The sequence below is a fragment of the Acetobacter aceti genome, from assembly GCF_002005445.1.
GTDB classification, from domain to species: domain Bacteria; phylum Pseudomonadota; class Alphaproteobacteria; order Acetobacterales; family Acetobacteraceae; genus Acetobacter; species Acetobacter aceti_B.
On record NZ_CP014692.1, the window covers coordinates 2404874 to 2430101 of the forward strand.

23 protein-coding genes are annotated in these 25228 nt (G+C 57.8%); 11 read left to right on the plus strand and 12 right to left on the minus strand.

Features of this window, described 5'->3' with window-relative positions; all coding sequences use genetic code 11:
- Both A0U92_RS10820 and zwf read right to left on the minus strand, forming a co-directional pair.
- A complete protein-coding gene (locus tag A0U92_RS10820) occupies positions 1 to 468 on the minus strand; it encodes a hypothetical protein (RefSeq protein ID WP_077813234.1) in 468 nt (155 codons plus the stop codon).
- Positions 465 to 1976: a glucose-6-phosphate dehydrogenase gene (zwf, locus tag A0U92_RS10825; protein ID WP_077814389.1), complete on the minus strand. Its 1512-nt coding sequence runs from the start codon at positions 1974 to 1976 to the stop codon at positions 465 to 467. Before zwf ends, A0U92_RS10820 begins: the two co-directional genes overlap by 4 nt.
- A 393-nt stretch (positions 1977 to 2369) precedes the next feature.
- Between zwf and A0U92_RS10830 the strand changes: the two genes are divergently transcribed.
- A complete protein-coding gene (locus tag A0U92_RS10830; protein WP_018307807.1) occupies positions 2370 to 2681 on the plus strand; it encodes a DUF2312 domain-containing protein in 312 nt (103 codons plus the stop codon).
- A 157-nt stretch (positions 2682 to 2838) separates the two neighbouring features.
- On the opposite strand, the gene A0U92_RS10835 is transcribed toward A0U92_RS10830, so the two are convergent.
- Positions 2839 to 4251 (minus strand): SidA/IucD/PvdA family monooxygenase, encoded by a 1413-nt coding sequence (locus tag A0U92_RS10835; protein ID WP_077813235.1) that lies wholly within the window; start codon positions 4249 to 4251, stop codon positions 2839 to 2841.
- A gap of 197 nt (positions 4252 to 4448) precedes the next feature.
- Positions 4449 to 4718, minus strand: coding sequence for a Hint domain-containing protein (locus A0U92_RS18645; protein ID WP_408736121.1), 270 nt, complete (start codon positions 4716 to 4718; stop codon positions 4449 to 4451).
- 330 nt (positions 4719 to 5048) lie between these two features.
- Here A0U92_RS18645 and A0U92_RS10845 point away from each other — a divergent pair, with 330 nt between their 5' ends.
- The 10 genes from A0U92_RS10845 (at position 5049) to A0U92_RS10890 (ending at position 15025) form a co-directional block, all read left to right on the plus strand.
- Positions 5049 to 6644: a gamma-glutamyltransferase family protein gene (locus A0U92_RS10845; RefSeq protein WP_077813236.1), complete on the plus strand. Its 1596-nt coding sequence runs from the start codon at positions 5049 to 5051 to the stop codon at positions 6642 to 6644.
- On the plus strand, positions 6638 to 7939 hold the full coding sequence (locus A0U92_RS10850) for an allantoate amidohydrolase (protein ID WP_149026449.1): 1302 nt from the start codon (positions 6638 to 6640) through the stop codon (positions 7937 to 7939). Before A0U92_RS10845 ends, A0U92_RS10850 begins: the two co-directional genes overlap by 7 nt.
- Entirely contained in the window at positions 7936 to 9189 is a 1254-nt protein-coding gene (locus A0U92_RS10855; RefSeq protein ID WP_077813237.1) for a pyridoxal-phosphate-dependent aminotransferase family protein, read from the plus strand. Before A0U92_RS10850 ends, A0U92_RS10855 begins: the two co-directional genes overlap by 4 nt.
- Positions 9190 to 9195: 6 nt before the next feature.
- Positions 9196 to 10110 (plus strand): allantoinase PuuE, encoded by a 915-nt coding sequence (puuE, locus tag A0U92_RS10860; RefSeq protein ID WP_077813238.1) that lies wholly within the window; start codon positions 9196 to 9198, stop codon positions 10108 to 10110.
- Complete coding sequence (gene uraD / locus A0U92_RS10865) at positions 10107 to 10634, plus strand: 2-oxo-4-hydroxy-4-carboxy-5-ureidoimidazoline decarboxylase (protein ID WP_077813239.1); 528 nt, start codon at positions 10107 to 10109, stop codon at positions 10632 to 10634. The genes puuE and uraD overlap by 4 nt, the downstream gene beginning before the upstream one ends.
- Complete coding sequence (gene uraH, locus A0U92_RS10870; protein WP_077813240.1) at positions 10631 to 10984, plus strand: hydroxyisourate hydrolase; 354 nt, start codon at positions 10631 to 10633, stop codon at positions 10982 to 10984. The genes uraD and uraH overlap by 4 nt, the downstream gene beginning before the upstream one ends.
- Positions 10985 to 11164: 180 nt before the next feature.
- A complete protein-coding gene (locus A0U92_RS10875) occupies positions 11165 to 11947 on the plus strand; it encodes a hypothetical protein (protein ID WP_077813241.1) in 783 nt (260 codons plus the stop codon).
- A gap of 94 nt (positions 11948 to 12041) precedes the next feature.
- Entirely contained in the window at positions 12042 to 12758 is a 717-nt protein-coding gene (locus A0U92_RS10880) for a nucleoside/nucleotide kinase family protein (protein WP_077813242.1), read from the plus strand.
- Positions 12752 to 13510 carry a nucleoside/nucleotide kinase family protein gene (locus tag A0U92_RS10885; RefSeq protein ID WP_236748101.1) on the plus strand — a complete coding sequence of 253 codons (759 nt, stop codon included), beginning with the start codon at positions 12752 to 12754 and terminating at the stop codon, positions 13508 to 13510. The genes A0U92_RS10880 and A0U92_RS10885 overlap by 7 nt, the downstream gene beginning before the upstream one ends.
- A gap of 141 nt (positions 13511 to 13651) precedes the next feature.
- A complete protein-coding gene (locus A0U92_RS10890; RefSeq protein WP_236748366.1) occupies positions 13652 to 15025 on the plus strand; it encodes a lipopolysaccharide biosynthesis protein in 1374 nt (457 codons plus the stop codon).
- 174 nt (positions 15026 to 15199) lie between these two features.
- On the opposite strand, the gene A0U92_RS10895 is transcribed toward A0U92_RS10890, so the two are convergent.
- From A0U92_RS10895 to A0U92_RS10930, 8 genes are all read right to left on the minus strand, one after another.
- The gene (locus A0U92_RS10895; protein WP_077813244.1) at positions 15200 to 15556 is read right to left on the minus strand and encodes a hypothetical protein; all 357 of its coding nucleotides are present in this window, start codon (positions 15554 to 15556) and stop codon (positions 15200 to 15202) included.
- Between the two features lie 175 nt (positions 15557 to 15731).
- Positions 15732 to 16733 (minus strand): ribonucleotide-diphosphate reductase subunit beta, encoded by a 1002-nt coding sequence (locus tag A0U92_RS10900; RefSeq protein WP_077813245.1) that lies wholly within the window; start codon positions 16731 to 16733, stop codon positions 15732 to 15734.
- 202 nt (positions 16734 to 16935) lie between these two features.
- Positions 16936 to 18834 carry a ribonucleoside-diphosphate reductase subunit alpha gene (locus A0U92_RS10905; RefSeq protein ID WP_077813246.1) on the minus strand — a complete coding sequence of 633 codons (1899 nt, stop codon included), beginning with the start codon at positions 18832 to 18834 and terminating at the stop codon, positions 16936 to 16938.
- 324 nt (positions 18835 to 19158) lie between these two features.
- Entirely contained in the window at positions 19159 to 20160 is a 1002-nt protein-coding gene (locus A0U92_RS10910; RefSeq protein WP_077813247.1) for a Gfo/Idh/MocA family protein, read from the minus strand.
- Positions 20161 to 20421: 261 nt separating this feature from the next.
- The gene (locus tag A0U92_RS10915) at positions 20422 to 21360 is read right to left on the minus strand and encodes an ABC transporter permease (RefSeq protein WP_077813248.1); all 939 of its coding nucleotides are present in this window, start codon (positions 21358 to 21360) and stop codon (positions 20422 to 20424) included.
- On the minus strand, positions 21357 to 22421 hold the full coding sequence (locus A0U92_RS10920; RefSeq protein ID WP_077813249.1) for an ABC transporter permease: 1065 nt from the start codon (positions 22419 to 22421) through the stop codon (positions 21357 to 21359). The genes A0U92_RS10915 and A0U92_RS10920 overlap by 4 nt, the downstream gene beginning before the upstream one ends.
- Positions 22418 to 23995 carry an ABC transporter ATP-binding protein gene (locus A0U92_RS10925; protein WP_077813250.1) on the minus strand — a complete coding sequence of 526 codons (1578 nt, stop codon included), beginning with the start codon at positions 23993 to 23995 and terminating at the stop codon, positions 22418 to 22420. Before A0U92_RS10925 ends, A0U92_RS10920 begins: the two co-directional genes overlap by 4 nt.
- The gene (locus tag A0U92_RS10930; RefSeq protein WP_077814392.1) at positions 23988 to 25130 is read right to left on the minus strand and encodes a BMP family ABC transporter substrate-binding protein; all 1143 of its coding nucleotides are present in this window, start codon (positions 25128 to 25130) and stop codon (positions 23988 to 23990) included. The genes A0U92_RS10925 and A0U92_RS10930 overlap by 8 nt, the downstream gene beginning before the upstream one ends.
- Positions 25131 to 25228: the final 98 nt, after the last annotated feature.

A 25228-nucleotide genomic window follows, 5' to 3' on the forward strand; every position in this document is an offset into this window, starting at 1 on the left:
TCAGGGAAGCTGATGAAACTGCCCGGGCGTGCCCTGATCCGTTTCCACACGGGCGGCCACACGGTCCACACGAAGGCTGAACAGTTTCGGCAGGGACGTATCAGGGTTTGGGCAGGTTCCGGAATGCTTTTCCATCACGTCAATCATCGTGGCGGTCGGAGGGCTGTTACCGTTAACAATGAACAGCAGGCAGTCCGCACGATCGCCTGTCATGCCGTTATGGGTCACCGTCTGACGCAGATGCCTCACCAGCGCCGTGTCATCGAACCAGCTTGTCTGTTTGAAAGTATACTGATCGACAAGACGATCCATAACTCCTGATTTAGCCAGAACAATCATCAAAAGACTGAGCGGGAGGACCAGTATCAGACGGCGCAGGATATGCTGCTTCAGGGAGCGCCCCTTGAAAGGCCCACTTTTGAAGCGGCGCGGGCCTTTCGCTGAATCGGATGTGACAGGCGGCGTCATTGAATATTTTCTTTCCAGACAAAGCCGTCACGCGCCAGCAACTGATCTGACGAGGCCGGTCCCTGCGTCCCGGCCGGGTATGTTTCGAGAGGTCGGATATTCTTTTCCCAGCCACGAAGAATCGGCTCGATCCAGCGCCAGGAAGCCTCAACCTCGTCCCGTCGGATAAACAGAACCTGATCGCCACGTACGGCGGCCATCAACAGGTCTTCGTAGGAATCCGGATAACGGGTGTTGAAAGCCTTCACATAATCCACATCAAGCACGGCTTCTTTCAGACGATACTGTTCTGAAGCAGGGTCCTTGCTGGCCAGCGAGAGGGAAACACCCTCATTCGGCTGAATGCGCAACACCAGTTGGCTGGGTTCAGGATTGTCTGCAAAAATAGCCCATGGCTGAGGACGAAATTCAACGACGACTGTCGTTTCCTTGCTGGCCATCCGTTTGCCAGTGCGAATATAGAATGGCACGCCTGCCCAGCGTGCCGTCCGGATTTCCGCCCTGATGGCAAGATAGGTCTCCGTGGTGCTCGTCGGTGCGCCAAGATCCTCAAGATATCCCGGCGCCAGCTTACCATTTGGGTGACCCTCGCCATACTGGGCCCGCACCGTATCAGTTGCTATGTCATGGTCAGACATAGGCTTCAGCGCCCGGAGAATCTTCAGTTTTTCGTCTCTGAGGTCCATGGCCGAAAAGGCCGTCGGCGGCTCCATTGCAACAAGGCTCAGAACCTGCAGCAGATGGTTCTGCACCATGTCCCGCAGAGCGCCCGCATTGTCATAATACGGTCCCCGCTTCCCTACTCCAACCGTTTCAGCAGCGGTAATCTGCACGTGCGCAATGGAATCAGTGTTCCACACGCGCTCAAGGATAGGGTTGGCGAACCGGAGCGCCAGAATGTTCTGCACGGTCTGTTTGCCGAGATAGTGGTCTATCCGGAAGATCTGCTCTTCCGTGAAATACCGGCCAACGCCGTCATTGATCTCGGCAGCGGTAGCCTGATCCGTACCGATCGGCTTTTCCAGAACGATCCGCGTGCTTTCGGTGATCAGCTTGTTATGCCCGATCGCATCCGCGGTCGGAACGTAGAGCCTCGGAGCTGTCGCAACGTAGAAGACCCGTGGACGGCCCCCGTTCGTGGAAAGCAGACTGATCAGTCCGCTCCAGTCCGTGGCCCTGTCCGACATATCAAGTGAAACATAGTGCACGAGGCCCAGAAAGTCCCTGACTGTGACGTCATCATATGAGTCTGCCGCCACAAAGTCTCTCAGAGCCTCTTCAGCCTTGACCCGATAGTCCTGGATACTCAGGTCGGACCGGGCAACACCGATAATTTTCGTGGTCCTGTCGATCTGCCCGCGACGGAAACACTCATAAAAAGCGGGAAGAAGCTTGCGCATCGTCAGATCGCCAGTTGCCCCAACGATCACGAAATCGAAGGCGACAGCTTCCGAATCAGCTCGTTTTCCATCGGCCTGAATCTTGCTGGATGAACCAGCAGCATCCATTCGTTCAGCCATCGCGATCTCCATTACAGTCTATCATCCATGATGTGTGTCCACGCATTCAGGGAGACAACAGGTCAACCCCTCACTGGTTCATCCGTGAGGGTTCATTAGCCTCAGGTTGACCAGCAAACCTCACCGAAAGCAATCCGTCGTAAGTCCTGAACTGCGTCAGTCCCTTTTTCCCATGAGGTCATCCCTTTCCTGAAAAACCTGATTTTTCAAGTCCGGACAAACATCTTCTTATTATTTTCCATCCATAAAACAGTCAGTCAGGTGCATCCAACCCGTGTTCCGCCATAATTCCGGACTACCGCAGCTTGCCCACTGACCATATAAGGGCCGCTATCTGTGGCTACCCAGCCGCTCCGGCCCATTAAGACTATCGAGGAAATCATGTCTGACGTCCCTTTTGATATTGACGACGATGCCGCTGCCAGCCGTGCTCGCCAGGCCGCTGACCCGGAATCAAATGTCGGTGGCATTGCTGCCGATCGACTGCGCAGCATTATCGAGCGCGTCGAACGTCTTGAAGAAGAGCGCAAAGCTCTTGCCGGCGATATTAAAGATATTTTCAGTGAAGCGAAATCCGCCGGATTTGATGTGGCGACCATCAAGCAGATTCTGAGACTGAGAAAGAAAGAACCTTCCGAAATTGAAGAGCAGGAAACGCTTCTCGATATCTACAAAAGAGCCTTGGGAATGTAATCCCGGAGCGGGATCGAATATATAGACAATGTGATTTAATTATCCGATCACTTCGGCAGGCAGCCCCCATGCAGCACATATCTCTGTCGTGCCAGCATGGGGTTTTTCACAACATTACAAAATAAACCCAGTCAAATGACTTTTATCCAGAAAAACGTTATTCTGGAGGGTCAAGGCTGACCAGTTCATCTTCATTATACTCAAGAAGACTCTGAAGGTGCCTCTCACCATCTTCCACAAACAGATCGCGACCAATTGCAAACGTCAACTTCTCGACGCCAAAGCGCATTGCGCTCACGGAAGATCCGGACAGCCCCATGCTGGGCGTGGCTGAAAAGGTGAAATTGTGGATTGCGGACATCATCGGGGCCAGAGGGTCGTTTTCATCTTTCGGTAGAAACTGGAAACTCTTTCCGAGATAAGGATAACTTCCCAGGACCGGGCTTTCCTGCCCTTCCGGCGGGATAAAATGGTCCCGCCACAGGACCACACGCGAAGCGAACGCCTTCATCTCCGGACGAAGCGTGAGATCCATCAGAAAACCTGTTCCGATAATCAGGAAATCAAACCGCATTTCCTTGTCGGGCGTTGTCACGACAACCTCTCCTCCTTCCTCCCTGACAGCCAGCCATGGGCAAGCCGTGTGAAAGGAAAAATTCTGATGTTTGCGGCAACGCCAGAACGTGTCCTGCGGTGGAGGCTGGTTAAGATCATAGATCCTGTGCATGAAACGCCATCGGATCACATCAGGAAGTTCCGAAAAATAACTCAGAAATCCTGCATTCTCCATCCAGCGGTAGGGATTGACGGAGGGAATAGTCTTGCGGCGCAGACAGAGATCAACGCTCAGAGCCCCGGCTTCCAGAGCCGTTGCCGCGTTATCAAACGCTGACGCTCCTGCTCCCAGAACGCCAATTCTCTTTCCACGCAGTTGATCGAAATCCATCGGATCGGAAGTGTGAGCATAACGATCCGGTGACACCACCGAGGAAATGAACGCTGGAATATGCCATTTCCCACCGCCCTGAATGCCGGTCGCCAGCACGACCTTACGAGCCCACACATATTTCCGGACGTCATCTTTGCAGGCGAATGTCAGCCTCACAAGGCCGTCCTGCCAGTCCATATCTCTGAGATGATGCTCATTCTGGACCGGCAGCGCCAGAATGTCGCGAACCCAGTCCAGATAGGCCTGCCAGTCCTGCCGTGGAATCTTGTGCAGCTTTTCCCACGCTTCTTTGCCATATCTGGCTTCATACCAGGACTGCGGTGTCAGACTTGGTATCCCGAGGTCTGGCCCTGTGACGTATTTTGGCGTCCGGAGAGTAAGCATCCGCGCAAAGGTAATCCATGGTCCCTCGCCTCCCTGAGGAGCCATGTCAAACATGCAGACATTGGAAATTCCCCGGCGCATCAGACCGAAACAGGTGGCGATTCCTCCTTGCCCGGCGCCGATAATCGCGACATCAAGTACTTTCTCGTCCCCCTTCTGGCGAGGGAAACTCCAGTCCTTTGTTGCATACTGAATTTTCTGAAGGTCCGAGCGAACACGCCTGTTGAGTTCTTCCATACCTGCATCTCAATCCAAAATGGACGCCAAGAAAAGCAACCGGATGTCGTTTACCAAAGCGCCTGAAAAAATCCGTCCAGTTTTCATATACAAGATCTTTGCGTATGTCCCCCAGACCTTTAGCGCCACAAGGTGATGCAGCGTCGCCTTCGTGCACGTGACGGAAAGACTTGTTGGAAAGAGGCATCTGAGCCACATCAAAACCATCCGTGCAAGCTGACATGCCGGCATTCCACACTTCCCACGATGTTTGCGACCCGGAACGAAGCTCCGTACTTCCTTCTGCAAACATCGAACGGTTTCCTGCTATCCAGACAACTTTCCTTCAGGGTGTCATTGGTCCAGATCACTGCATGTTCTGCGGTTTCAATGTGAAAATAGTCGCAACTGATGGAGGTGCGATCGTAAAAAATACTCTGACCGTTAACTATCATCCGTGCCGGGATGAATTTGTTCTCAAAAAACAGGCAATACTCGGCGTCATCAGAAGATCCTGGCTGGACACTCCATCAGCAATCGCATCACACAGGATACGGACCGGATATCTACCAACGTCATTACCACAGAACGGTCACTTCAAATACATTTCGTGACAGAAACACAAAAATCCGGATATTTCCAAAAAAGCAAATCCAGAAAAAGCACTCAGGCAAGATCTGACACATTTTGTTTGCAATTGCTGATAATTGCCATAAATCGACGCTGCGGGATTGCAACAACTGGAAAAGAGCATCTTTTCCGGTTACATCCCTTTCCTGAAATGCTGACACACACGCAACAGGAAAGGTGATTGCAGGATGCTGCATACAGCCCGTTCATTACGCGGCATGGTTACCGCACCGCATCATCTGGCTTCACAGGCAGGTCTTGCCATTCTTCGCAACGGCGGCTCGGCTATCGAAGCCATTGTGGCCACGGCTGCCACCCTTGCTGTCGTCTACCCCCATATGACCGCCATTGGCGGTGATGCCTTCTGGCTCATTTCATGGCCCGACGGACGCACGGAGACGATCGACGCCTGTGGAGGCGCAGCAGCCGCAGCCAATCTCGACCTGTACCGCAAAGCCGGTCACACAAACATTCCATGGCGCGGGCCACTGGCCGCCAATACCGTTGCAGGCACCGTTTCCGGCTGGGCAAAAGCTCTTGAACTGGCCGAGAAAGCTTACGGCTCCACCCTGCCTCTGGAACAGATCTTAGCCGAAGCCATTCACCACGCTGAAGCCGGCGTGGCTGTCACCGCAGGAGGCGCCGCGCTCGCCCGTGAAAAATCCGCGGAACTCACACAGGCTCCCGGTTACGCCACCGTATTCGAACCGGAAGGACATCCTCTGCGAGAAGGGGATATCCTGAGGAACCCGGCTCTCGGCGCGACTCTCCGTGAACTTGCCGCTTCCGGTCTACAGGATTTCTATACCGGCTCTCTCGCCCGCCGTATCGCCATTGATCTTGAAAACGCTGGTAGCCCCGTCAGTGCGGAGGATCTTGCGACCCATCAGGCGCAGGTCCGGCCACCCTTATCCGTGCCGGTAAAGGGTGCAACGCTCTATAATATGGCCCCTCCGACACAGGGCGTCGCGTCTCTGCTCATCCTCGCGCTCTTTGACAGGCTGAAAGCGGACCAAGGCGAAAGTTTCGCGCATATTCACGGGCTGATCGAAGCGACCAAACAGGCATTCCGCTATCGCGATACGCATGTGGGTGACCCGACCTATATGACGGTCGAAGCGCAGCATCTGCTGGATGATCCTTCGGCGCTGGACGCCATGGCCGCCGCCATCGACTCGCAACGCGCCGCCCCGTGGCCGCATCCGTCGCAGGCGGGCGATACCGTGTGGATGGGCGCCATCGATGCCAGAGGTCTCGCCGTCAGCATGATTCAGAGTACCTATTTCGAGTTCGGATCGGGCGTCGTGCTGCCGCAAACCGGCATCGTCTGGCAGAACCGTGGCGCGAGTTTCCGTCTTGCGGAAGATGGCTGGAACGCCCTGAAGCCCGGACGCAAACCGTTTCATACACTGAACCCCGCCGCAGCCCGCTTCGACGACGGGCGCGTGATGGTTTACGGCACGATGGGCGGTGAAGGACAGCCGCAGACGCAGGCCGCGGTGTTCTCGCGATACGCCCGTTACGGCATGGGGCTTCAGGCCGCCGTCACCGCGCCACGCTGGTTGCTGGGGCGCACTTGGGGGCAGGAAAGCGTCACCCTGAAATATGAGGACCGGTTTGATCCGACGCTGATCGCGCAGCTCGGTGCGGCGGGACATGCCATCGAACGGGTCGCACCTTTCACGTCCATGATGGGGCATGCCGGAGCGCTGGTCCGCCATGCGGATGGCGTGATTGAAGGTGCGGCCGATCCGCGCAGTGATGGCGGTGTCGCGGCGTGGTAGAGGCTGAAACCACGCCGGGGGAACGTGCTGTTGCACGCTGCGATATGCTCGGCGAACCGCCATTCAGCGACGATGTGGGGCTGCTCTATCGTCCGTGGCTTGGGCCGGGCTTCATCGCCACGGTGGAAGCCATTTCGAACTGGATGCGTCAGGCGGGCATGACGGTGCGGCAGGATGCCGCCGCCAATCTGATCGGACGCTATGAGGGCAGCACGCCGGATGCGCCTGCTCTTCTTTTCGGCTCGCATCTGGACTCGGTGCGCGATGGCGGTCGCTATGACGGAATGCTCGGCGTGATCGCGGCGCTGGAAGTGGTGGCCGGATTTCATGAGCGGAGCGAGCGCTTTCCGTTCGCGATCGAAATCGTCGGTTTCGGAGACGAGGAAGGATCGCGCTTTCCCGTCACCATGCTGACAACGCGCGCCATCGCCGGTGTTCTGGAAGAAGATGATCCTGTCGCCGCTTTTGCGGAACTACGGGATGTCGACGGCGTCACTGTGGAGCAGGCGCTGGCACGTGCGGGGCTGACGCCACGCGGCATGACTGCGGCGAAACGTTCCAGAAACGACATACTGGCCTATGTCGAAGCGCATATCGAACAGGGTCCGGTTCTGGAGGCCGAAGGACTGGCGCTCGGCGTGGTGAGCGGCATTGCGGCGCAGAGACGGTTCGAGATCAGACTGCATGGCATGGCGGGTCACGCCGGCACGATGGCCATGTCGCTGCGGCGGGATGCGCTGACAGCGGCGGCGGAGATGGTTCTGGCCATTGAACGCATTGGCGTGGCTGGTGGAGATCGCGACGGCCTTGTGACGACGGTCGGCTCGTTGCGCACATGGCCGGGTGTAACGAATGTCGTGCCGGGAAATGTGACGTTCACCATCGACGCCCGCGCAGGCACCCTTGCGACACGAGACAGGGCAGTCGAGGAAATTCTTGCGGCGCTAAAGGAGATTTCTGAACGTCGCAACGTAGGGATCGAAATCATACCACGCGAGAATCTCAATCCGTCACCCTGCGATCCGGGCCTCATGGCGCTGATGGAAACAGCCGTTGAGGACGTAACCGGCCAGCCTGCGCGCGTGCTGGTCAGTGGCGCGGGGCATGATGCCATGATCATGGCACGGTTTGCGCCCATAGTGATGCTGTTCATCCGTTGCGAGAAGGGCATCAGCCACAATCCGGCGGAAGCGGTTCTATCCGCCGATGTGGACGCAACCATCAGCGCGCTGGGTCGTTTTGTTCGATTGTTTGCCGAAGATCACAGCAGGACTCAGGGGAGCCAGTTTTCATGACCGTGCCCGTTTTCGGCCAGATCGATCCGCCGCAACGCCTGTTGATGGGGCCGGGACCGGTCAACGTCCATCCGCGTGTGCTGCGGGCGATGAGCGCGGACATGCTCGGTCAGTTCGACCCCGAGATGACCACCTACATGAACGAGACGATGCAGCTTTATCGCGAAGTGTTCATGACGCGGAACCGCTGGACGTTCCTGATCGACGGCACGGCGCGCGCGGGCATCGAAGCGGCGCTGGTGTCGCTGCTGCAACCCGGCATGACGGTGCTGATCGTACGCGCCGGGCGGTTCGGGCTACTGTTGTCCGAAATCGCGGAACGGATTGGCGCTGACATCCGCACGATCGATCTGGAATGGGGCGAAGTCGCTTCTCTGGACACCATCGAGGCCGCCTTCAGGGAACACAAGCCGCGCGTGTTCGCCTGCATCCACGGCGACACCTCCACCACGACGGCGCAGCCTCTCGAAGGGCTGGGCGACCTCTGCCGCAAATATGATGTGCTGTCCTATGTCGACGCGACCGCCACGCTTGGCGGCATGCCGGTCGATGTGGATGGCTGCGGTCTGGATATCGTCACGGCGGGCTTGCAGAAATGCATGGGCGGCCCTCCGGGTTCCTCTCCCGTCACCATTTCCGATCGCGCCGCCGAACATATCTTCAGTCGCCGTCATGTGGAGAAAGGTATTCGCGGCGCGGACGCCGAGGATGGGTATGGGACGCGGATCAGCTCCAATTATTTCGATCTGGCCATGGTCATGGATTACTGGTCGGAGCGCCGCCTGAACCATCATACCGAGGCGACCACCATGCTTTACGGGGCACGCGAATGTGGTCGGATCATGCTGGAAGAAGGCCTGAAAAACCGGTTCAACCGTCATCGTGCCGCTGGAGCCGCCATGACGGCGGGGCTTCGGGCTCTGGGTCTCGAAGTGTATGGTCATGACGCATACCGCATGACCAACGTAACCGGTGTATGGATTCCGGGTGGCGTGAACGGTGAAGCCGTGCGCCGTCGGATGCGTGAGGACTTCGAGATCGAAATCGGCACGGCGTTCGGACCGCTGGCCGGCAGGATCTGGCGGATCGGCGCGATGGGCTACAACGCCATGAAACATAAAGTATTGCTCACGCTCGGCGCACTGGAAAGCGTGCTCGCTGCGGAGGGCTATGCCACTCCGCGTGGGGCCGGGGTGGATGCAGCATTGGTCGTCTGGAACCAGGTGCTGCCTGAGGCCCTGAAGGACTGACTGTTTATGACGACTTATCCCCGTGACATGGTGGGTTACGGAGCGAACCCACCTGATCCGGAATGGCCTGGCAAAGCTCGTATCGCCTTACAATTCGTCATCAATTACGAAGAAGGCGCCGAAAATTCGGTCCTGCATGGAGACGAAGGCTCGGAAGCGTTTCTCTCCGAGATGGTCGGCGCACGCTCCATTCCCGGCGCACGCGCCATGGCGATGGAAAGCCTTTATGAATACGGCTCGCGCGCCGGTTTCTGGCGTCTGCACCGCCTGTTCACAAAGCGGAGGCTGCCGGTCACGGTATTCGGTGTCGCCGAAGCGATGGCGCGTAACCCGGAAGCGGTGTTCGCCATGATGAAGGCAGACTGGGAAATCGCCTCGCATGGACTGCGCTGGATCGATTATCAGGATGTGCCGGAAGAGATTGAGCGGCATCATATCCAGCGCGCCATCGGCCTGCAGAAAGCCCTGACCGGCCAGCGTCCGCTGGGCTGGTATCAGGGTCGCACGAGCCCGAATACGGCGCGGCTGATCGCGGAGGAAGGCGGCTTCATCTACGATGCCGATTCCTACGCTGATGATCTCCCTTATTACGATCACACATGGGCTTCCGTCACCGGCCGTCCACAACTGATCGTGCCTTACACGCTCGACGTCAATGACATGAAGTTCGTGGCCTATAACGGCTTTTCCGAAGGTGAGGAGTTTTTCCGTTATCTGCGCGATACATTTGATCAGCTATGGGATGAAGGCGCGACCCAGCCCCGGATGATGTCGGTCGGGCTTCACTGCCGTATTGCCGGCCGTCCCGGACGGGCCCGGGCCGTGGCGCGGTTCCTCGATCATGTGATGCGGCATGACCGGGTCTGGGTGGCCAGACGTATCGACATTGCGCGGCACTGGCTTAAAACATTCCCAGAATGAAAACCGTATTCTCACACCTCAACGCGCTGGATCAGGCCGGTTTCACGGCGTTGTTCGGCACACTTTACGAACATTCTCCATGGATTGCAGAGGCTGCATGGCTCTCTCGTCCTTTCCAGGACAACGAGGCCCTGCTGGCCGCTTTCCGCGCAGTCGTGGCGAACGCTTCATCAGATGCCCAGATGAGGCTGATTCGCGAGCACCCGGAACTGGCGCGTCGGGTCGGGATTGATGAGACACTGACCAACGCATCCCGGAACGAACAGGCTTCCGCAGGGCTGGACCGCCTGACACAAGCAGAGCATGCCCGGTTCACAGCCAGCAATGACGCTTACAGGACGAAATTCGCCATGCCTTTCATCATCTGTGTCCGGCTCAGCGAAAAAGATCGTATCCTGAGCGAGATGGAGCGTCGGACGCGGAACACTCCTGACGAGGAACGCCAAACCGCCTTGGTGGAAATCGACAAAATCGCCGCGATACGCTGTCACGACATTCTCAAGGGACTGGAGACGGAAGCATGAGCACTCTTTCAACCCACGTTCTGGATCAGGTCAGCGGCAAGCCCGCTGAAGGCATGTCCGTCACCCTCTGGCGCGGGGAGACCGTGCTGTTCGCAGGGGTCACCAACGCGGACGGGCGCTGCCCTGAAATGGCGTCAGCTGGAGATCTGGAGCCCGGCTCCTACCGGCTGGAATTTGCTGTCGCGCCCTATTTCCGGCGGGCGGGTGCCGAACTGAGCGACCCTCCGTTTCTTGATACCGTGCCCATCGCTTTCGGCATCTCCACTCCCATGGAAGGAGAGGCTGGCCGTCATTACCACGTCCCTCTTCTGGTCGCGCCGTTCGCCTATTCAACCTACCGGGGCAGCTGACCTTTTCCGAAAACAAATGTCACCAAAAACCGCTTCCGGATTGACAGAAAATTCTACAAACAGACCTTCAAAGCAGCCTCGTTTGCCGTGGCGTCACTGACCAAATTACGCGATGATGCCAAGTCGGGCGTCCTGACGTAAGGGGACGCCAGAAATGTTTTCCGGAGCGTTTGTCTGATAATGTCTCTTGCTATTCCCGACTGGATGCCACTCTGGGCGCAGATTCTGCTGCTCGGGTTCGGAATCATTGTCCTCGTGGCGTTTCTGCTGATGCCTTTCGCCGTTTACGGAGTGAAGGGAAGACTCTCTGAAATCGCGTTACAGCTTGAGGATGCAAGGGCCGATCTCCGCGTCCTGACCATGCGTGTCGGCGCGCTCGTTCCTGAACAGGCGGCGTCACGGAGAAAACCGGAAATGTCAGCACCGCAGGAGGAATGGACGCCGCCGACTGCGACGCCCCTCTCAGCGCCGGAATTTCAGCCGCCATCCGCACCGCGTTCGCGTTCAACCGGCATGGCTCCCTCGCCGCTCCTGCCACCAGATATTGTTCGACCCCAGCAGGAAGCCGGGCCGCGTTCTCCGGCTCCATCTCCGGCCCCATCTCCCGATGATCTTTCCGGTGACGTTTCGTCTTCGGTTGAGAAATCCTTTTCCATGCGGCGGGAACGGAATGTTCCTCCGGTTGGCTCGTCCTCCCCGTCGCGCACCTCCGATGCTTACGAACCCGGGCCACCACGCCCACCGGAACTCCGTGCGATCCGCACCGAACGGGAGGCGTTCTCCACACCGCCGATGGAACGGATGCCGTGGCATAACGCTTCCAGTCCGGAGGAGCCTGTCTTCTCGCGACAATCGCCTAAAACGACCGGGGCAGGAAGCAGATCGACTGCTGACGGTCGTAATGAGCCTGTCTTGCGCTGGCCATCCCGTCCTTCGGCAGAACCTCCTCACAGCGACCGATAACAAACAACATTTTTCTGTTACAATCCCGGGTGTATGATTGATGACAAAGAACGCTACTCATTCTGAACAGCGTTAAGGGACATATTGCTGCCTTATGGCGATCTCAGGCATCATCATCGCTGTCGTCGGTTCGGACGGGAGCGGCAAATCGACTGTTGGTACAGAGTTGCTGGCATGGATGCGCAAGACGCAGCCAACCGCCCTCTGCCATCTCGGCAAGCAGAGCGGGGAACTGGGGCGGGCAATCGCGCGCCTCCCGTTTGTCGGAAAGAAAGCAGACCGCAGAATCGTCAAGGTCACCAACGGCACCCGTCAGAACCGAAAGATCGGGTTTTTCCCGGCTGCGGTCATGTTTGCGCTCTCCATGCGTCGCGTCATACGTTTCCGCCGCATGCTCAGGCTACACCGGCAGGGTGTCTGCATCCTGACGGATCGCTATCCGCAGGTCGCCGTGCCGGGACCGATGGATGGACCAAGCCTGACCTTTTCTCCACGCAACAGTTCTGTCGTGCAGTTCCTGACGATGCAGGAAAGAGGTCTTTATGACTGGATGGCCAGCTACGTACCCGATCTGGTGATCCGGCTGAACGTCGATCTTGAGACCGCCATCTCCCGCAAACCCGACCATAGACAGGCCTCGCTGGAACGCAAGATCGCCGATGTTCCCAGACTGAGTTTCAACGGCGCGCCAATTCTGGATCTGGATGCGACCGAGCCTCTGGACGTTGTGCTCGAAAAAGCCAGAAACGGCATCAGGGAGGCCATCATCAGACATCAGGCGCAGGCTATGGATGGGCAGCCAGCATGTTGAGTCAGGCCGACCGGGTCTCACAACACTACGCCGCGCCACGATCCGTTGCCATCTCCCGGAAGCAGTCCCTTGCTCCTCTCGTAGCCCTGATCGGTTGCGATGGCGCTGGCAAAACCGCCATCTCCAATGAGCTTGCGATCCAGCTTAACCAGACCCGGCCGACACAAGCCGTCTATCTTGGTCTGGGCTCAGGTGATCTGGGGCGAAGGATCGGCAGCATTCCGCTGATCGGACCGGCACTGGAGAAACTGCTGACCGACAAGGCCAGGAAAACCCGCTCCAAAGGCGAGAAGATTCCTGGTCTGCTGACTGCGCTGGTGGTTTACGGGTTCTCCCTTCTCCGGTACCGTCGTTTTCTGAAGATGCAGGACGCCCGCAGACGCGGCATCGCTGTCATCGCGGATCGGTATCCCCAGACCGAGATTCCAGCGTTCTATGATGGTCCCGGCCTGTCCGCCGCCCGTCCCGGCAGTCGTTTTGTTGCCGCTCTCGCCCGCAGCGAACTGCGACTCTACGAAAAGATGGCGGCGGTCAAACCGAATCTTGTGATCAAGCTGGATGTCGATCCGCAGACAGCCCTCAGCAGGAAACCGGATCATGATCTGGCGACGCTTACGGCAAAAGTGGTCGCTACTCAGAAACTGACTTTTGGGGGCGCGCCGATCGTGACGATCGACGCCCGCCCTTCCTATGCTCAGGTCAAGGAAGAAGTGACGAAGCTGTGTCGTCCCCTTTTTGTTGAGGCCGTCTGAATACCGTGCGGTGCCGCCGAGTGCTCTCGGGCCGCGTTGTCTGTTGCGTGTAAGGCCCTCACCCATCATGAAGCACGAGAATGCCGGAGTTGCAGTGCGCCCGACAAGAGATGAAGCAGGAAATCGTTCGGGTCATTGGCTGTGAAAAACTGGTTTAATGACGGAATATTACGGTCCATCGTCCGAAAAGCAGGACAACTTGCTTCCACCAAGCTGCTTGGCGGTATCATCGGGCTTCTCGGGCTGGTCTGCACAGGACGCGGGCTGAGCGCCGATCTGTTCGGCACGGTCATGCTGATTCATGCCTATGCGTTGGGTGCGTCGGCCCTGACGAAATCCCAGAGCTGGCAGATGATCATCCGCTACGGCGCTCCGGCCCTGACCCAGGGCAACACCTTGCCGGCACGCCTCGCCATCCGGTTCGCCTGTGCGGTTGACGCCGTGGCGGGCATCATCGGCATGATCGGCGCCATACTGGCGCTGTTCTTTTTCGGCACGAAATTCGGCGTCAGACAGGAGCATATTCCGCTCGCCATCGCCTACTGCACGCTGATCCCCACCATGTCCTGCGCCACGCCCGCCGGCGTGCTGCGCCTGCTGGATCGCTTTGACCTGCTCAGCATTCAGCAGATCGCCACCCCTCTGATGCGCTCATTTGGCGCTGTCACGGCGTGGACCCTCGGGTTGGGCATGCCTGCCTATCTTCTGTCCTGGTATATCGCGGATCTTGCCGGTGATCTTGTCCTGTGGGCAATGGCTTTCATTGTGCTTGACCACCACAGAATGCTCGATGCCATGCGGCCCAGTCTTTTTGACGCTCCACGCCGCCTGCCGAAAGTCTGGAGCTTCATCTGGACGACCAACCTGAACACCACGCTGGCTGTGGGCAAGGAACCGATCAGCAACGTCATCGTCGGCGGCATGCTGGGGCCGGCAGCGGTTGGCGTCTACAAGATCGCTACTTCCGTAATCAATTCGGCGACCAAACCCGCCACTCTGATGGAGAAGGGCTTCTATCCGGAAATCATGCGACTTGATCCGCACAGCACCCGTCCCTGGAAGCTGGCGCTGAAAACCGGATTTCTGGCAGGGTGCATTGGACTGGCTGTTGCCCTTGCAATCATGCTGCTCGGTCACCCGGTCGTCTCGCTCTTCGGAAAGAAATACCGGGAGTCGGCCAGTCTCCTGATCATGATGGCCCCTGCGCTGGTCATCACGCTGAGCGCCTTTCCGATGGAATCCCTACTTTATATGTCAGGCCGCCCGAAAGCCCTGTTTTACTCCCATATCGTCGGCACAGGCGCATACATTGCAGCGCTGGTCTATATGACCCGGCATTTCGGATTATACGGTGCTGGCGCTGCCTTTATCGTGGGACCGCTGCTGCTGTCGCTCTGCTCGCTGATCCCGACGCTCTATTGCTTTTTCAACCGTCGTTCGATCATTCTGCCCACTCCTGTCCAACTTGCTGCTGATGACGCCGAAATGGAAGAGGAGGCTCTCGCGGAAAGCTGAGGCCGCGAAGATTTCTGCCGCAGAACAGAGGGGGGCAGCTTTGCCTTCCATGCCTCTTTCTCGGAGTGGACCTAGAGCATATCCAGTTTGAATGGACACATTCGAACTGGTGAATATGCTCGATAAACAATGAATTAGGGAAATTCTACTGAGCCAGAGTTCAGTGGAATTGCTCTAGTTTTTTCCAGATCGAAACAGCATTTTCCGGAGGCTTTCGAACCGCGCCTGATCCAATGGATGCGGCATTTCCAGCGCAAGATGCTGCAACTGCCAGACCCGTTCAAATCCCAGAACAAGCTGTTCCAGCAACCTGCGCCCTGATGCGCCCTGATGCTCATTGCGCCCGACCATGACGCGTTCCGCCAGTTCCAGAAGACCGCGTGCGATATCAAATTCGCCATAGTCACAGGCGAAATGGGCATCAGCCAGCAAGCGCCGGGTAAGAGTGCGCCCGTTGCGACTCACCCTTCCCCTGTCACCCGCCACTGATCCGGCCTCCGCCAGATCGTCACATCTGCGTCCGTAATCCATCGTTCAAGGCTGCCTGCACTGCCTTAGTGTTTGCTGGCAGAAACCGTCCCGCAAATCACAAAGAAGCTTTTGGTAAATATTTTAAAACCGCCTCAAAAGAACGCCACCCTTCAAAAAAAAGACAGCACCCAAAAACTTTTACTTATGATTGCAGCCAGTTACGACGACACACCCCTCAACCAAAGACGTCAGCCTCAAACGCCTCTTCCCAGGTTCCATCCGTTGAAGCGCGACTATACTCGGTCGCACGGTTTTCAAAGAAGTTCGTATGCTCGACGGCGTTGAGCATGTCGTCCACCCACGGCAGCGGGTTCCGCTCAAGCGCACCATAAATCGGATCAAGACCGATCTGTCCCAGACGGCGATCCGCAATAAACCGAATGTACGCCTTGACCTGATCAGCATCCAGACCTTCAACCGGCCCGGCTTCAAACGCCAGATCGATAAAGGCGTCCTCGTGCTCCACGATCGTCTCGCAAATTTCGGTGATTTCGCTCTTGAGCCTGTCCGTCCAGATTTCCGGGTTCTCGTGAATGAAGGTCCGGAACAGACGCGCGACAGACAGACAGTGCAGCGTCTCGTCCCTGACGGACCAGCTGACAATCTGCCCCATACCCTTGAGCTTGTTGAAACGTGGGAAGTTCAACAGGATGGCAAAAGAAGCGAAAAGCTGAAGCCCTTCGGTAAAAGCACCGAAAGCAGCAAGTGTTTTTGCGATTTCATGCTTGCTGTCGACCGAGAAGGTCTGCATGTAGTCGTATTTGTCCTTCATCTCCTTGTATTTCAGGAACATGGAATACTCGCTTTCGGGCATTCCAATCGTATCAAGGAGATGGCTGTAGGCGGCGATGTGGATCGTCTCGATATTGGAGAACGCCGAGAGCATCATGAGAACTTCAGTCGGTTTGAAAACCTGACTGTATTTCTTCATGTAGCAGTTATTCACTTCCACATCGGACTGCGTGAAGAAACGGAAAATCTGCGTAACCAGATGACGCTCACCGTCATTGAGAACGCGATGCCAATCCTTCACGTCATCAGCCAGCGGCACTTCTTCCGGCAGCCAGTGGACGCGCTGCTGTGTGAGCCATGCGTCGTAAGCCCACGGATAGCGGAACGGCTTGTAGACCGGATTAGCGGTCAGAAGATCGAATTTCTCATGTTCCTGCATCGTCATCACGGCACCTGCTGTCGGGGAAAAGAACGTAAAGAAGCGTTACGAAATTTATCTGAACTGATAACGCCGCGGGATAAGGATTTCCAGAATATAAAATCCGAAATCCGTTTGTTTTACCGATTATTTTTTACATATGACATGATGTGTAAACGGGCATGGACAACATGGGTCCAAGCCCACCAGAACGGTATGCGCCTTCCGCTCACTGACAGGAAAGGCATTCCTCGTAATTGCTTGGACCAGCACCACTCTCCGCCTGAGGCTTCAGGTCCATCTCATGCTTCCGGGAGACATTGCTCACCGTGTCGGCGCGCTGGATGGACAGGGAGCGGCAGTAGTAGAGCGACTTGACGCCCTTCTTCCATGCCTGGAAATGAATCTGGTGCAGATCACGCTTATGGACATTCGCGGGCAGGAACAGGTTGACCGACTGTGCCTGACAGATGAACGGCGCCCGATCCGCGGCATGTTCGACGACCCAGCGCTGATCGAGTTCGAAGGCGGTCTTGTAGACATCCTTCTCATCCTGCGTGAGAAAGTCGAGATGCTGCACGCTCCCCTGATTCAGGGTGATGGACGACCAGACATCGTCCGTATCCTGCCCCTTTTCAATCAGCAGCTTTTTCAGATGCCGGTTACGGACAGAAAATGACCCGGACAGTGTCTTCTGGAGGAAGACGTTCGCCGTGATCGGCTCAATGCCCGGGCTGGCGTTGCCGGCAATAATGGAAATCGACGCCGTCGGGGCGATGGCGAGCTTGTTGGAGAACCGCTCCTCAAACCCGTACTCGGCCGCATCGGGGCAAGGTCCGCGTGTCTTTGCGAGCGCCTTGGAAGCCGCATCCGCCTGCTCACGAATCTGCTTGAAGATCTTGCGGTTCCAGACTTTCGCAATGACGCTTTCGAACGGAACCTTCCGCGCCTGCAGAAAGGAGTGGAAGCCCATCACGCCAAGACCAACGGAACGCTCACGCATCGCCGCATAGGCGGCGCGATGCATTTCCTTCGGCGCACGATCGATGAAGTCCTGCAACACATTATCCAGGAACAGCATCACATCTTCAATGAACTGCGGATTATCGTGCCAGTCGTCCCACGTCTCGAGATTGAGTGAGGACAGGCAGCAGACCGCAGTACGATCCTTGCCGTGATGGTCAATCCCTGTCGGCAGCGTGATTTCCGAACACAGGTTGGAGGTCTTGACCTCCAGACCAGCCAGCTTCTGGTGCTCAGGGCGGGCATTATTCACATGGTCGGAATAGACGATGTAAGGTTCGCCCTGCTCCATGCGGGCAGTCAGGATACGAATCCAGAGCGACCGTGCCGATACCTTGCGGATGACCGAATGATCCTTGGGGGAGAGCAGCGCCCACTGCTCATCAGCCTCCACAGCGCGCATGAACGCATCGGTGACCAGTATGCCGTGATGAAGATTGAGCGCCTTACGGTTCGGATCACCGCCGGTCGGACGACGAAGCTCGATGAATTCTTCAATCTCGGGGTGCCAGACAGGCAGGTAAACAGCAGCAGACCCGCGACGCAATGATCCCTGGGAGATCGCCAGCGTCAGGCTGTCCATGACGCGGATAAACGGAATGACACCCGACGTCTTGCCGTTACGGCCGACATTCTCACCAATGGAGCGCAGATTACCCCAGTAGGAGCCGATGCCGCCTCCTTTGGACGCCAGCCAGACATTCTCGTTCCAGAGACCGACAATGCCATCGAGACTGTCCGAGGCTTCATTGAGGAAGCATGAAATTGGCAAACCCCGGCTCGTGCCGCCGTTCGACAGAACCGGAGTAGCTGGCATGAACCAGTGGCGGGAAATATAATCGTACAGTCGCTGGGCATGGGCAGCGTCCGCACCATAATAGGACGCAACACGGGCGAAGAGATCCTGATACCCTTCGTCTGGCAGCAGATAGCGGTTATCCAGCGTGGCGCGACCGAAGTCGGTCAGCAGCGAATCACGGGAGCGATCCACGCGAACAGGATGATGTCCTTCGAGTTGCACGATATCTTCCAGCATATCGGGCTCGAAGAGAGAGCCTTCATCCTCGATATTGCAGGCGGGGGAACCGGAGAGGGTGTCAGACATGTCTGTAGTCAGGCTCACTCAGGTTGCTCCGTGCACTCATGTAATTTAGGCAGAATCAAGAACACGGACGTTTCGTCCCGCGTTGTGGGGACACAATATGCGGTATGAAGCTGAACTTCTAGCACAAGATGTAGGGTAAAAGCACAAAAAAAGTGTTGACGTTTAAAAGCTGGCAGCCTTCTGCGGAACAGGAATCAGTTCCCCCTTCCAACACACCAGAGTTCATTCTTTGTTCTCAAAACCACAGTCATGCAAGCTCCTTCTTGCATGACACGCCATGACTTCAGTCAACTCCGCGGCAAACCCGTTTCCGTCCTGCCACCATCAGGAAACTTGGCCGCCGATCAGGCCCGACAGCTCCATTCTCTGGCGCGATTCTGCGATATCGTCGCCCACAGCCAGCGCCGCTTCCAGTGCGCGACGTCCAGCCTGAGCGTCCACCTTCACAGGAACGCCATCCAGGCAGGAAGCCGCGAAGGCCCGATGCTCGGCTTCGAGAGAATCGTGCTCCTTCCACGACGCCGCCTCCCGCCGGAATCCTCCGGTCCCCGGCAGCGGCATGCCCTTCTCACGTCCGATCATCACCAGTTCACGCTTGCCGAAATCAGCGGACAGGTAGCCTTCCGCAGAAAACAGCCTCATCTTGCGCTCGGTCTTGAGGGAAATGCGGCTGGCCGTGATGGTGGCCACACACCCGTTCTCGAATCGCACCCGGGCGTTGGCGATGTCTTCATGCTCGGAACTGACTGCCGCGCCGATCGCATCAACCTGCGCGATCGGACTGTCGACAATCGCGAGAATCAGATCGAGATCATGAATCATCAGATCAAGAATCACCGATACATCAGTGCCGCGCGGCTTGAAGGGCGCAATACGGGTCGCCTCTATATAGAGAGGACGCCTGATTCGCGCCGTGATGGCCTCGTATTCCGCCGAGTAGCGGAGCAGGTGGCCGACCTGAAGCACTTTCCCGGCATTGTTCGCCAGCGTGACCAGTTCGTCTGCTTCCACCAGAGTCGCAGCCATCGGCTTTTCGACCAGCACATGCTTCCCCGCCCGAAGCGCCTGCGCGGCCAGAGTGAAATGTAGCTCAGCCGGTGCTGCGATGATCACGGCTTCGACCTGAGACAGCAGTTCGTCGAGATCGTCAAACGCCTTCGTGCCAGCTTCTTTCGCCAGCGCTTCAGCCTTCGTCTGATCCGGATCGAACAGCCCCACCAGCGTTTCCCGTGGCGCCGCGGCTGATTTCAGGGCGTGAAATCGTCCGAAATGTCCGCATCCTACAAGCCCTACCCGTAGCATTGAGGAAGAGTCGCCCTGAACCATGGTTTCATCCCTGAACCTGTTACCGGATCGCAAGCAAGCACGGGAACCCGCCGATGGGAACACCCCCGTCTCTCATAGCGACATGATCGTTCCGGCAGAGAGCGGCTTCCTCAACTTCTCGTTGGGGATGGTTCGCACTGTTTTATAGATCACAGCAAACGAAAGTTTTTGGGTGTCGCCTTTTTTTCAAAAAGGCGACCGTCTCTGAAGCTTTTTGGAAAAAGCTTCACCAAAAACTTCTTTATGATTTAAACCGTAGCTTCACCGAACACTCCGGAAATAAGGCAGTCCCAGCGCCGCTGGAGCCTGCCCGCCACGACGGCCTTTCCGTCTGAACACAGCAGGCAGCATGATGAAAGCCAATGTTCCCAGATAAGGCAGCATGTTCAGGACCGGCGCGGCGATAGGCCACCCCCTCGCCTGCCCCAGAAACCCTATGGCGCTGATGAGACCGAACAGAAGTCCTCCGGCCGCCGCATTGAACGGCCTGAAACCGGCAAAAATGACCAGAGCGAGCGCGATCCAGCCACGCCCCGCAACCATGCCTTCCGACCAGCTCGGAATGACCGCCAGGCTGAGATATGCTCCCGCCGCACCCGCCAGCGCTGCGCCCAGCGTGACATACCAGAAGCGAATGGCTTTGACCGGGATGCCCGCCGCGTCCGCAGCAGCAGGATTTTCACCCACGGCGCGCATATTCAGCCCGTGACGCGTGTGAAACAGCAGCCAGTGACAAAACGCAGGCACCAGAAAATAGGCCGGAACGATCAGCAGATTCTGGGCGAAAAACGCAGGGCCAATGATCGGCAGCGCCGACAGGACGGGAATCGACACGGGCGCAAACGTTACAGGAACCGGCATGCCTGCCACCGAATGGCCGATCACGGCGGACAGACCAACCCCGAGGAAAGTTATCGCCAGTCCGCAGAGAACCTGACTGGCCTGCACAAAGACGGCGGCGCTGGCGAATGTCATGCCTCCCAGCGCTCCGGCAGCGGACGCCGCCAGCAGGGCGAGCCAGGGATTGCCGGTCGAGATCGCGGTCAGAGCAGCAGTAGCCGCTCCGACTGAAACCAGCCCTTCCACACCCAGATTGCTCACTCCCACGCGTTCGGCCATGACTTCGCCCACAGACGCGATGGCCAGAACACCGCCCGACAGGACGGCGGTTGTCAGAAGAGCCGTCAGCATCTCGATCATGATGTGCTCCTCGCTGTGCGTGTGGCTGCCGGCGCTACCGCACGGTAATGCGCGCACTCATCGGCGATCGCCACGAGCAGCAGGACCAGTCCGGTGATGGCCAGCACGACCGTCGCTGCGACCTGCTGGGTCTGGAGCACGATTCCCACATCAAGAATCAGCGCCATAAGAAGGGCCGCCGGGATCACTGCGAGACAGGAGCCGCGCGCCAATACAGCCACCACGATTCCGAGATAACCGAAATTATCCGCCATGCCGCCCTGCAGGCGATGAACCGTTCCGGCGACTTCAAACATACCAGCCAGCGCCGCCAGCGCGCCGGACAAAAGCATGGCCGAAATGATCCTGAGGCTGACGGGCATGCCGGCGTACCGGGCCATACCCGCGCTGGCCCCGCTGATTCGCACCTCATAGCCCCATCGGGTGAAGGACATGATCCCAGCAAGACCACCCACGATCAGAAGCGTCAGGGGAAAGCCCCAATGCACAACGCCCCATAAATCCGGGATACTCACAGGCAGGCGCTGTGTTGAAACCAGCGCATCGGTCACGCGATCGCGCCAGGGGCCGGTCGCCAGCCAGTAGACCAGCAGACTCGCCACGAAGTTCAGAAGCAGCGTGGTGATGATCTCGTTCACATCAGCGAAGGCACGGGCCAGCGCGGGCAGGAGAATCCAGACCATGCCGCACAGCATCGCCGCGAGCGCCATCAGGGGCAGAATCAGCACCGCAGGCCCATGAACAAACAGTCCCACGCCGGCCGCGCCCACAGCACCCAGATAGAACTGCCCTTCCGCGCCGATGTTCCACAATCCCATGCGGCGGGTCACTGTCACCGCGCTGCCGGTCAGCAGCAGCGGCGTCATGAACAGTGCAAGGTCTTCCAGCCCGAAGCGCGAACCGATAGTGGAGGTCAGAACCAGACGCGCCAGTTCCCCGACATTCCGCCCGGACATCGCCAGCAACAGGCTGACCACGGTCGCCGAAACCAGAATCGCGATGGCCCGACAGACCAGAATCCTGCGGGCCGGAGCGGTCGGGAATCGTTGAAAACGGCTCATGTCAGCGCCTCCGTCTGGACCGAAGCGCCGCTGGTGCGCCCACCCATAAGCAGACCGATTTCCTCGCTGTCGGCAGTCGCGGAATCGAGCACGGCCATCATCCGGCCACCACACAGGACGCCGATCCTGTCGGACAGGCTGAGCAGTTCACCCAGATCTTCCGAGACGATCACGACCGCCACGCCTTCATCGCGCAGACTGGCGAAATAACGATGCATGGAGGCAATCGCGCCAATATCGAGACCACGGCTGGGATACGCCGCCACCAGCAGTCGTCGCGCGATACGCATCTCCCTGCGCGCGACAAGGCGTTGCTGGTTCCCTCCGGAAAGATTACGCACAGGCATGGAAAAGTCGGGAGTGGTTACGTCCGCCACTTCGGCAATCGTCTCCGCAAGCGCATGGGCTTCGGCTGCGCGGTACAGCACACCGCCGCCAATCGGCGCACGATCATATTCCCGCACAGCCATATTGTCGGTGATCCCGAGAGACGGCGCCAGCGCGCTGTTCAGGCGATCCTGCGGGATATGCCCGACACCGGCTTTGGCGAAGCCCGCCGCTCCGGACGGTGCGGCCTGTCCGTCCAGCAGAACCGTTCCCGCCGAAGGTGTGATCAACCCTGTCAGAATCTCTGTCAGTTCACGCTGGCCATTTCCGGCAACACCCGCCACGCCAAAAATCTCGCCGCCGAAGATATCGAGCGTCACATCGGAAAGCGTGACGACATTCTGGTCATTGCGGACCGTCACATCGCGCAGACTGATCATCGGAGCAGTGCTGACGGGGACAGCATCGCCCGAGCGGGCGTGCAGATCCTGTCGCTGGATGTCATGCCCCACCATGGACGCGGCCAGCATGTTTGCCGAGCAGTCAGCCGTCGCCCACGTGCCCACATTCCGACCGGCTCGCAGGACCGTTACCCGGTCGGTGATCTCCATCACCTCATCGAGTTTGTGACTGATGATGATGACGGCGTTACCTTTTGCACGGAAGGCACGCAGCGCCGTGAACAGTTCGCGCGTTTCCTGCGGTGTCAGAACGGCTGTCGGTTCATCAAGGATGAGCAGGCGCGCCTGACGGGAGAGAACGCGCAGGATTTCCACACGCTGCTGTTCTCCGGCTGAGAGTGTCTCCACACGGGCGGCGGGATCGACCGGAAAACCGAAATGCTCCGACAGTTCGCGTGTCCGCGCTTCCAGTACGGCGCGGGAAGTGCGTTTTGGCGTCTCGCTCCAGCCGAGATGGATGTTTTCCGCCACAGTGAAGGCCGGAACCAGCTTGAAATGCTGGTGGACCATGCCGATCCCCGCCCTGATGGCGTCCTGCGGTGTCGCAAATTCCGCGCCATAGCCGTCAAGAATGATCTCGCCCGCATCAGCCTGATAGATGCCGGTCACGACATTCATCAGCGTCGATTTTCCCGCTCCGTTTTCACCCAGAAGCCCGAGAATTTCTCCCGGACGCACGTCCAGATTCACATCCTCGTTGGCGATCACGCCCGGAAAGTATTTGGACACGCCAAGCAGTTGCAGAACCGGTGGCGTACCGCCACTTTGTGTCACGGGATCAGCCAAGACCTGTCATCCCCTGCACACCCCAGTCCCACTGATAGATCGCCATGTCGTTCATGGTCGTGCCCGCCGGAATACGGATGGCGCCGTTATTGTCGCGGATCGGTCCCTGAAAAGGTGAATATCCGGCGAGTATCCGATCACGCATCGCATCCGCCTGCGTTCTTACATTTTCAGGAACCGTCTGCCCCCATATGTCACGATCCACACCATGCGCCATGGTGAGAAAGTTACCGGCGGCTTTCCATGTGCCGTTCAGCCTTGCGCGAACCTGCTCGATATAGAACGGAGCAAAATCGAGCATCACGGAACTGACATACGCATTGGGACCGAAACGGCGCATGTCGAGATTCCACATCGCAGCTTTCAGACCACGACTTTCGGCAACACGCAGATAGGCCGGTTCGTCCGTAATGCCACAGAGGAAGTCACAGCCGCTGTCAGCCAGAGCCGTGGCGGCCTGTGTCGCAGCCTGCGGGTCGAACCATGAGTTCGTTGACACAGCCTGCATCATGCAGGCCGGATTGACCGACTGCGCGCCAAGAAGCGTTGCGTTTGCACTGGCGAACACCGACGGGATCGGAAATGTCCCGACATATCCAAGCCTGTTCGTTTTGGTCATGAGACCCGCCGCAATCCCGATCACGTAACTTGGATACCAGTGTGTGACGTAATACCAGCCGAGATTGCTGGTGACGGATGTACCATCACATTCCAGAAACGCCACTTCCGGAGCCCGGTCAGCCACATCCTTGATGAAGTCGCCATAGTTCGACGTTCCAAGGACCATGTTCGCGCCTTCCGCCACGAACTGACGGAAAATGCGGGTTGCATCGGCGGAATAGGGCACGCTTTCGACATAGACTGTACGCAGTCTGGGGAAAGCTTTTCTGACAGCCTGAACGCCCATGTCGTGCGCCGTATCCCAGCCTCCATCGGTGATTGGCCCTGTATGCCCGAAAGCGACCAGAGCATCCTCTTCTTTCACTGGAAGCAGGGAGAGGGCCGGCGTTGCGGCATGTGCTGCCAATGGACTGAGCAGACCACCAGCCGCCAGTGCGCCAGCCCCTTTCAGAAACCCGCGTCGTTCGGGCAGAATCAGCGCGTTTTTATGGAGAACGGGGAACGTGCGCGTCACTGAGGACCTTTCTTTATCCAGAGACACCCTGTGACGTCACAAAGGTCCTCACCTCGTTTCGAGAACGTTTTGACAGGTTTATTGAGACCGTTGCATCG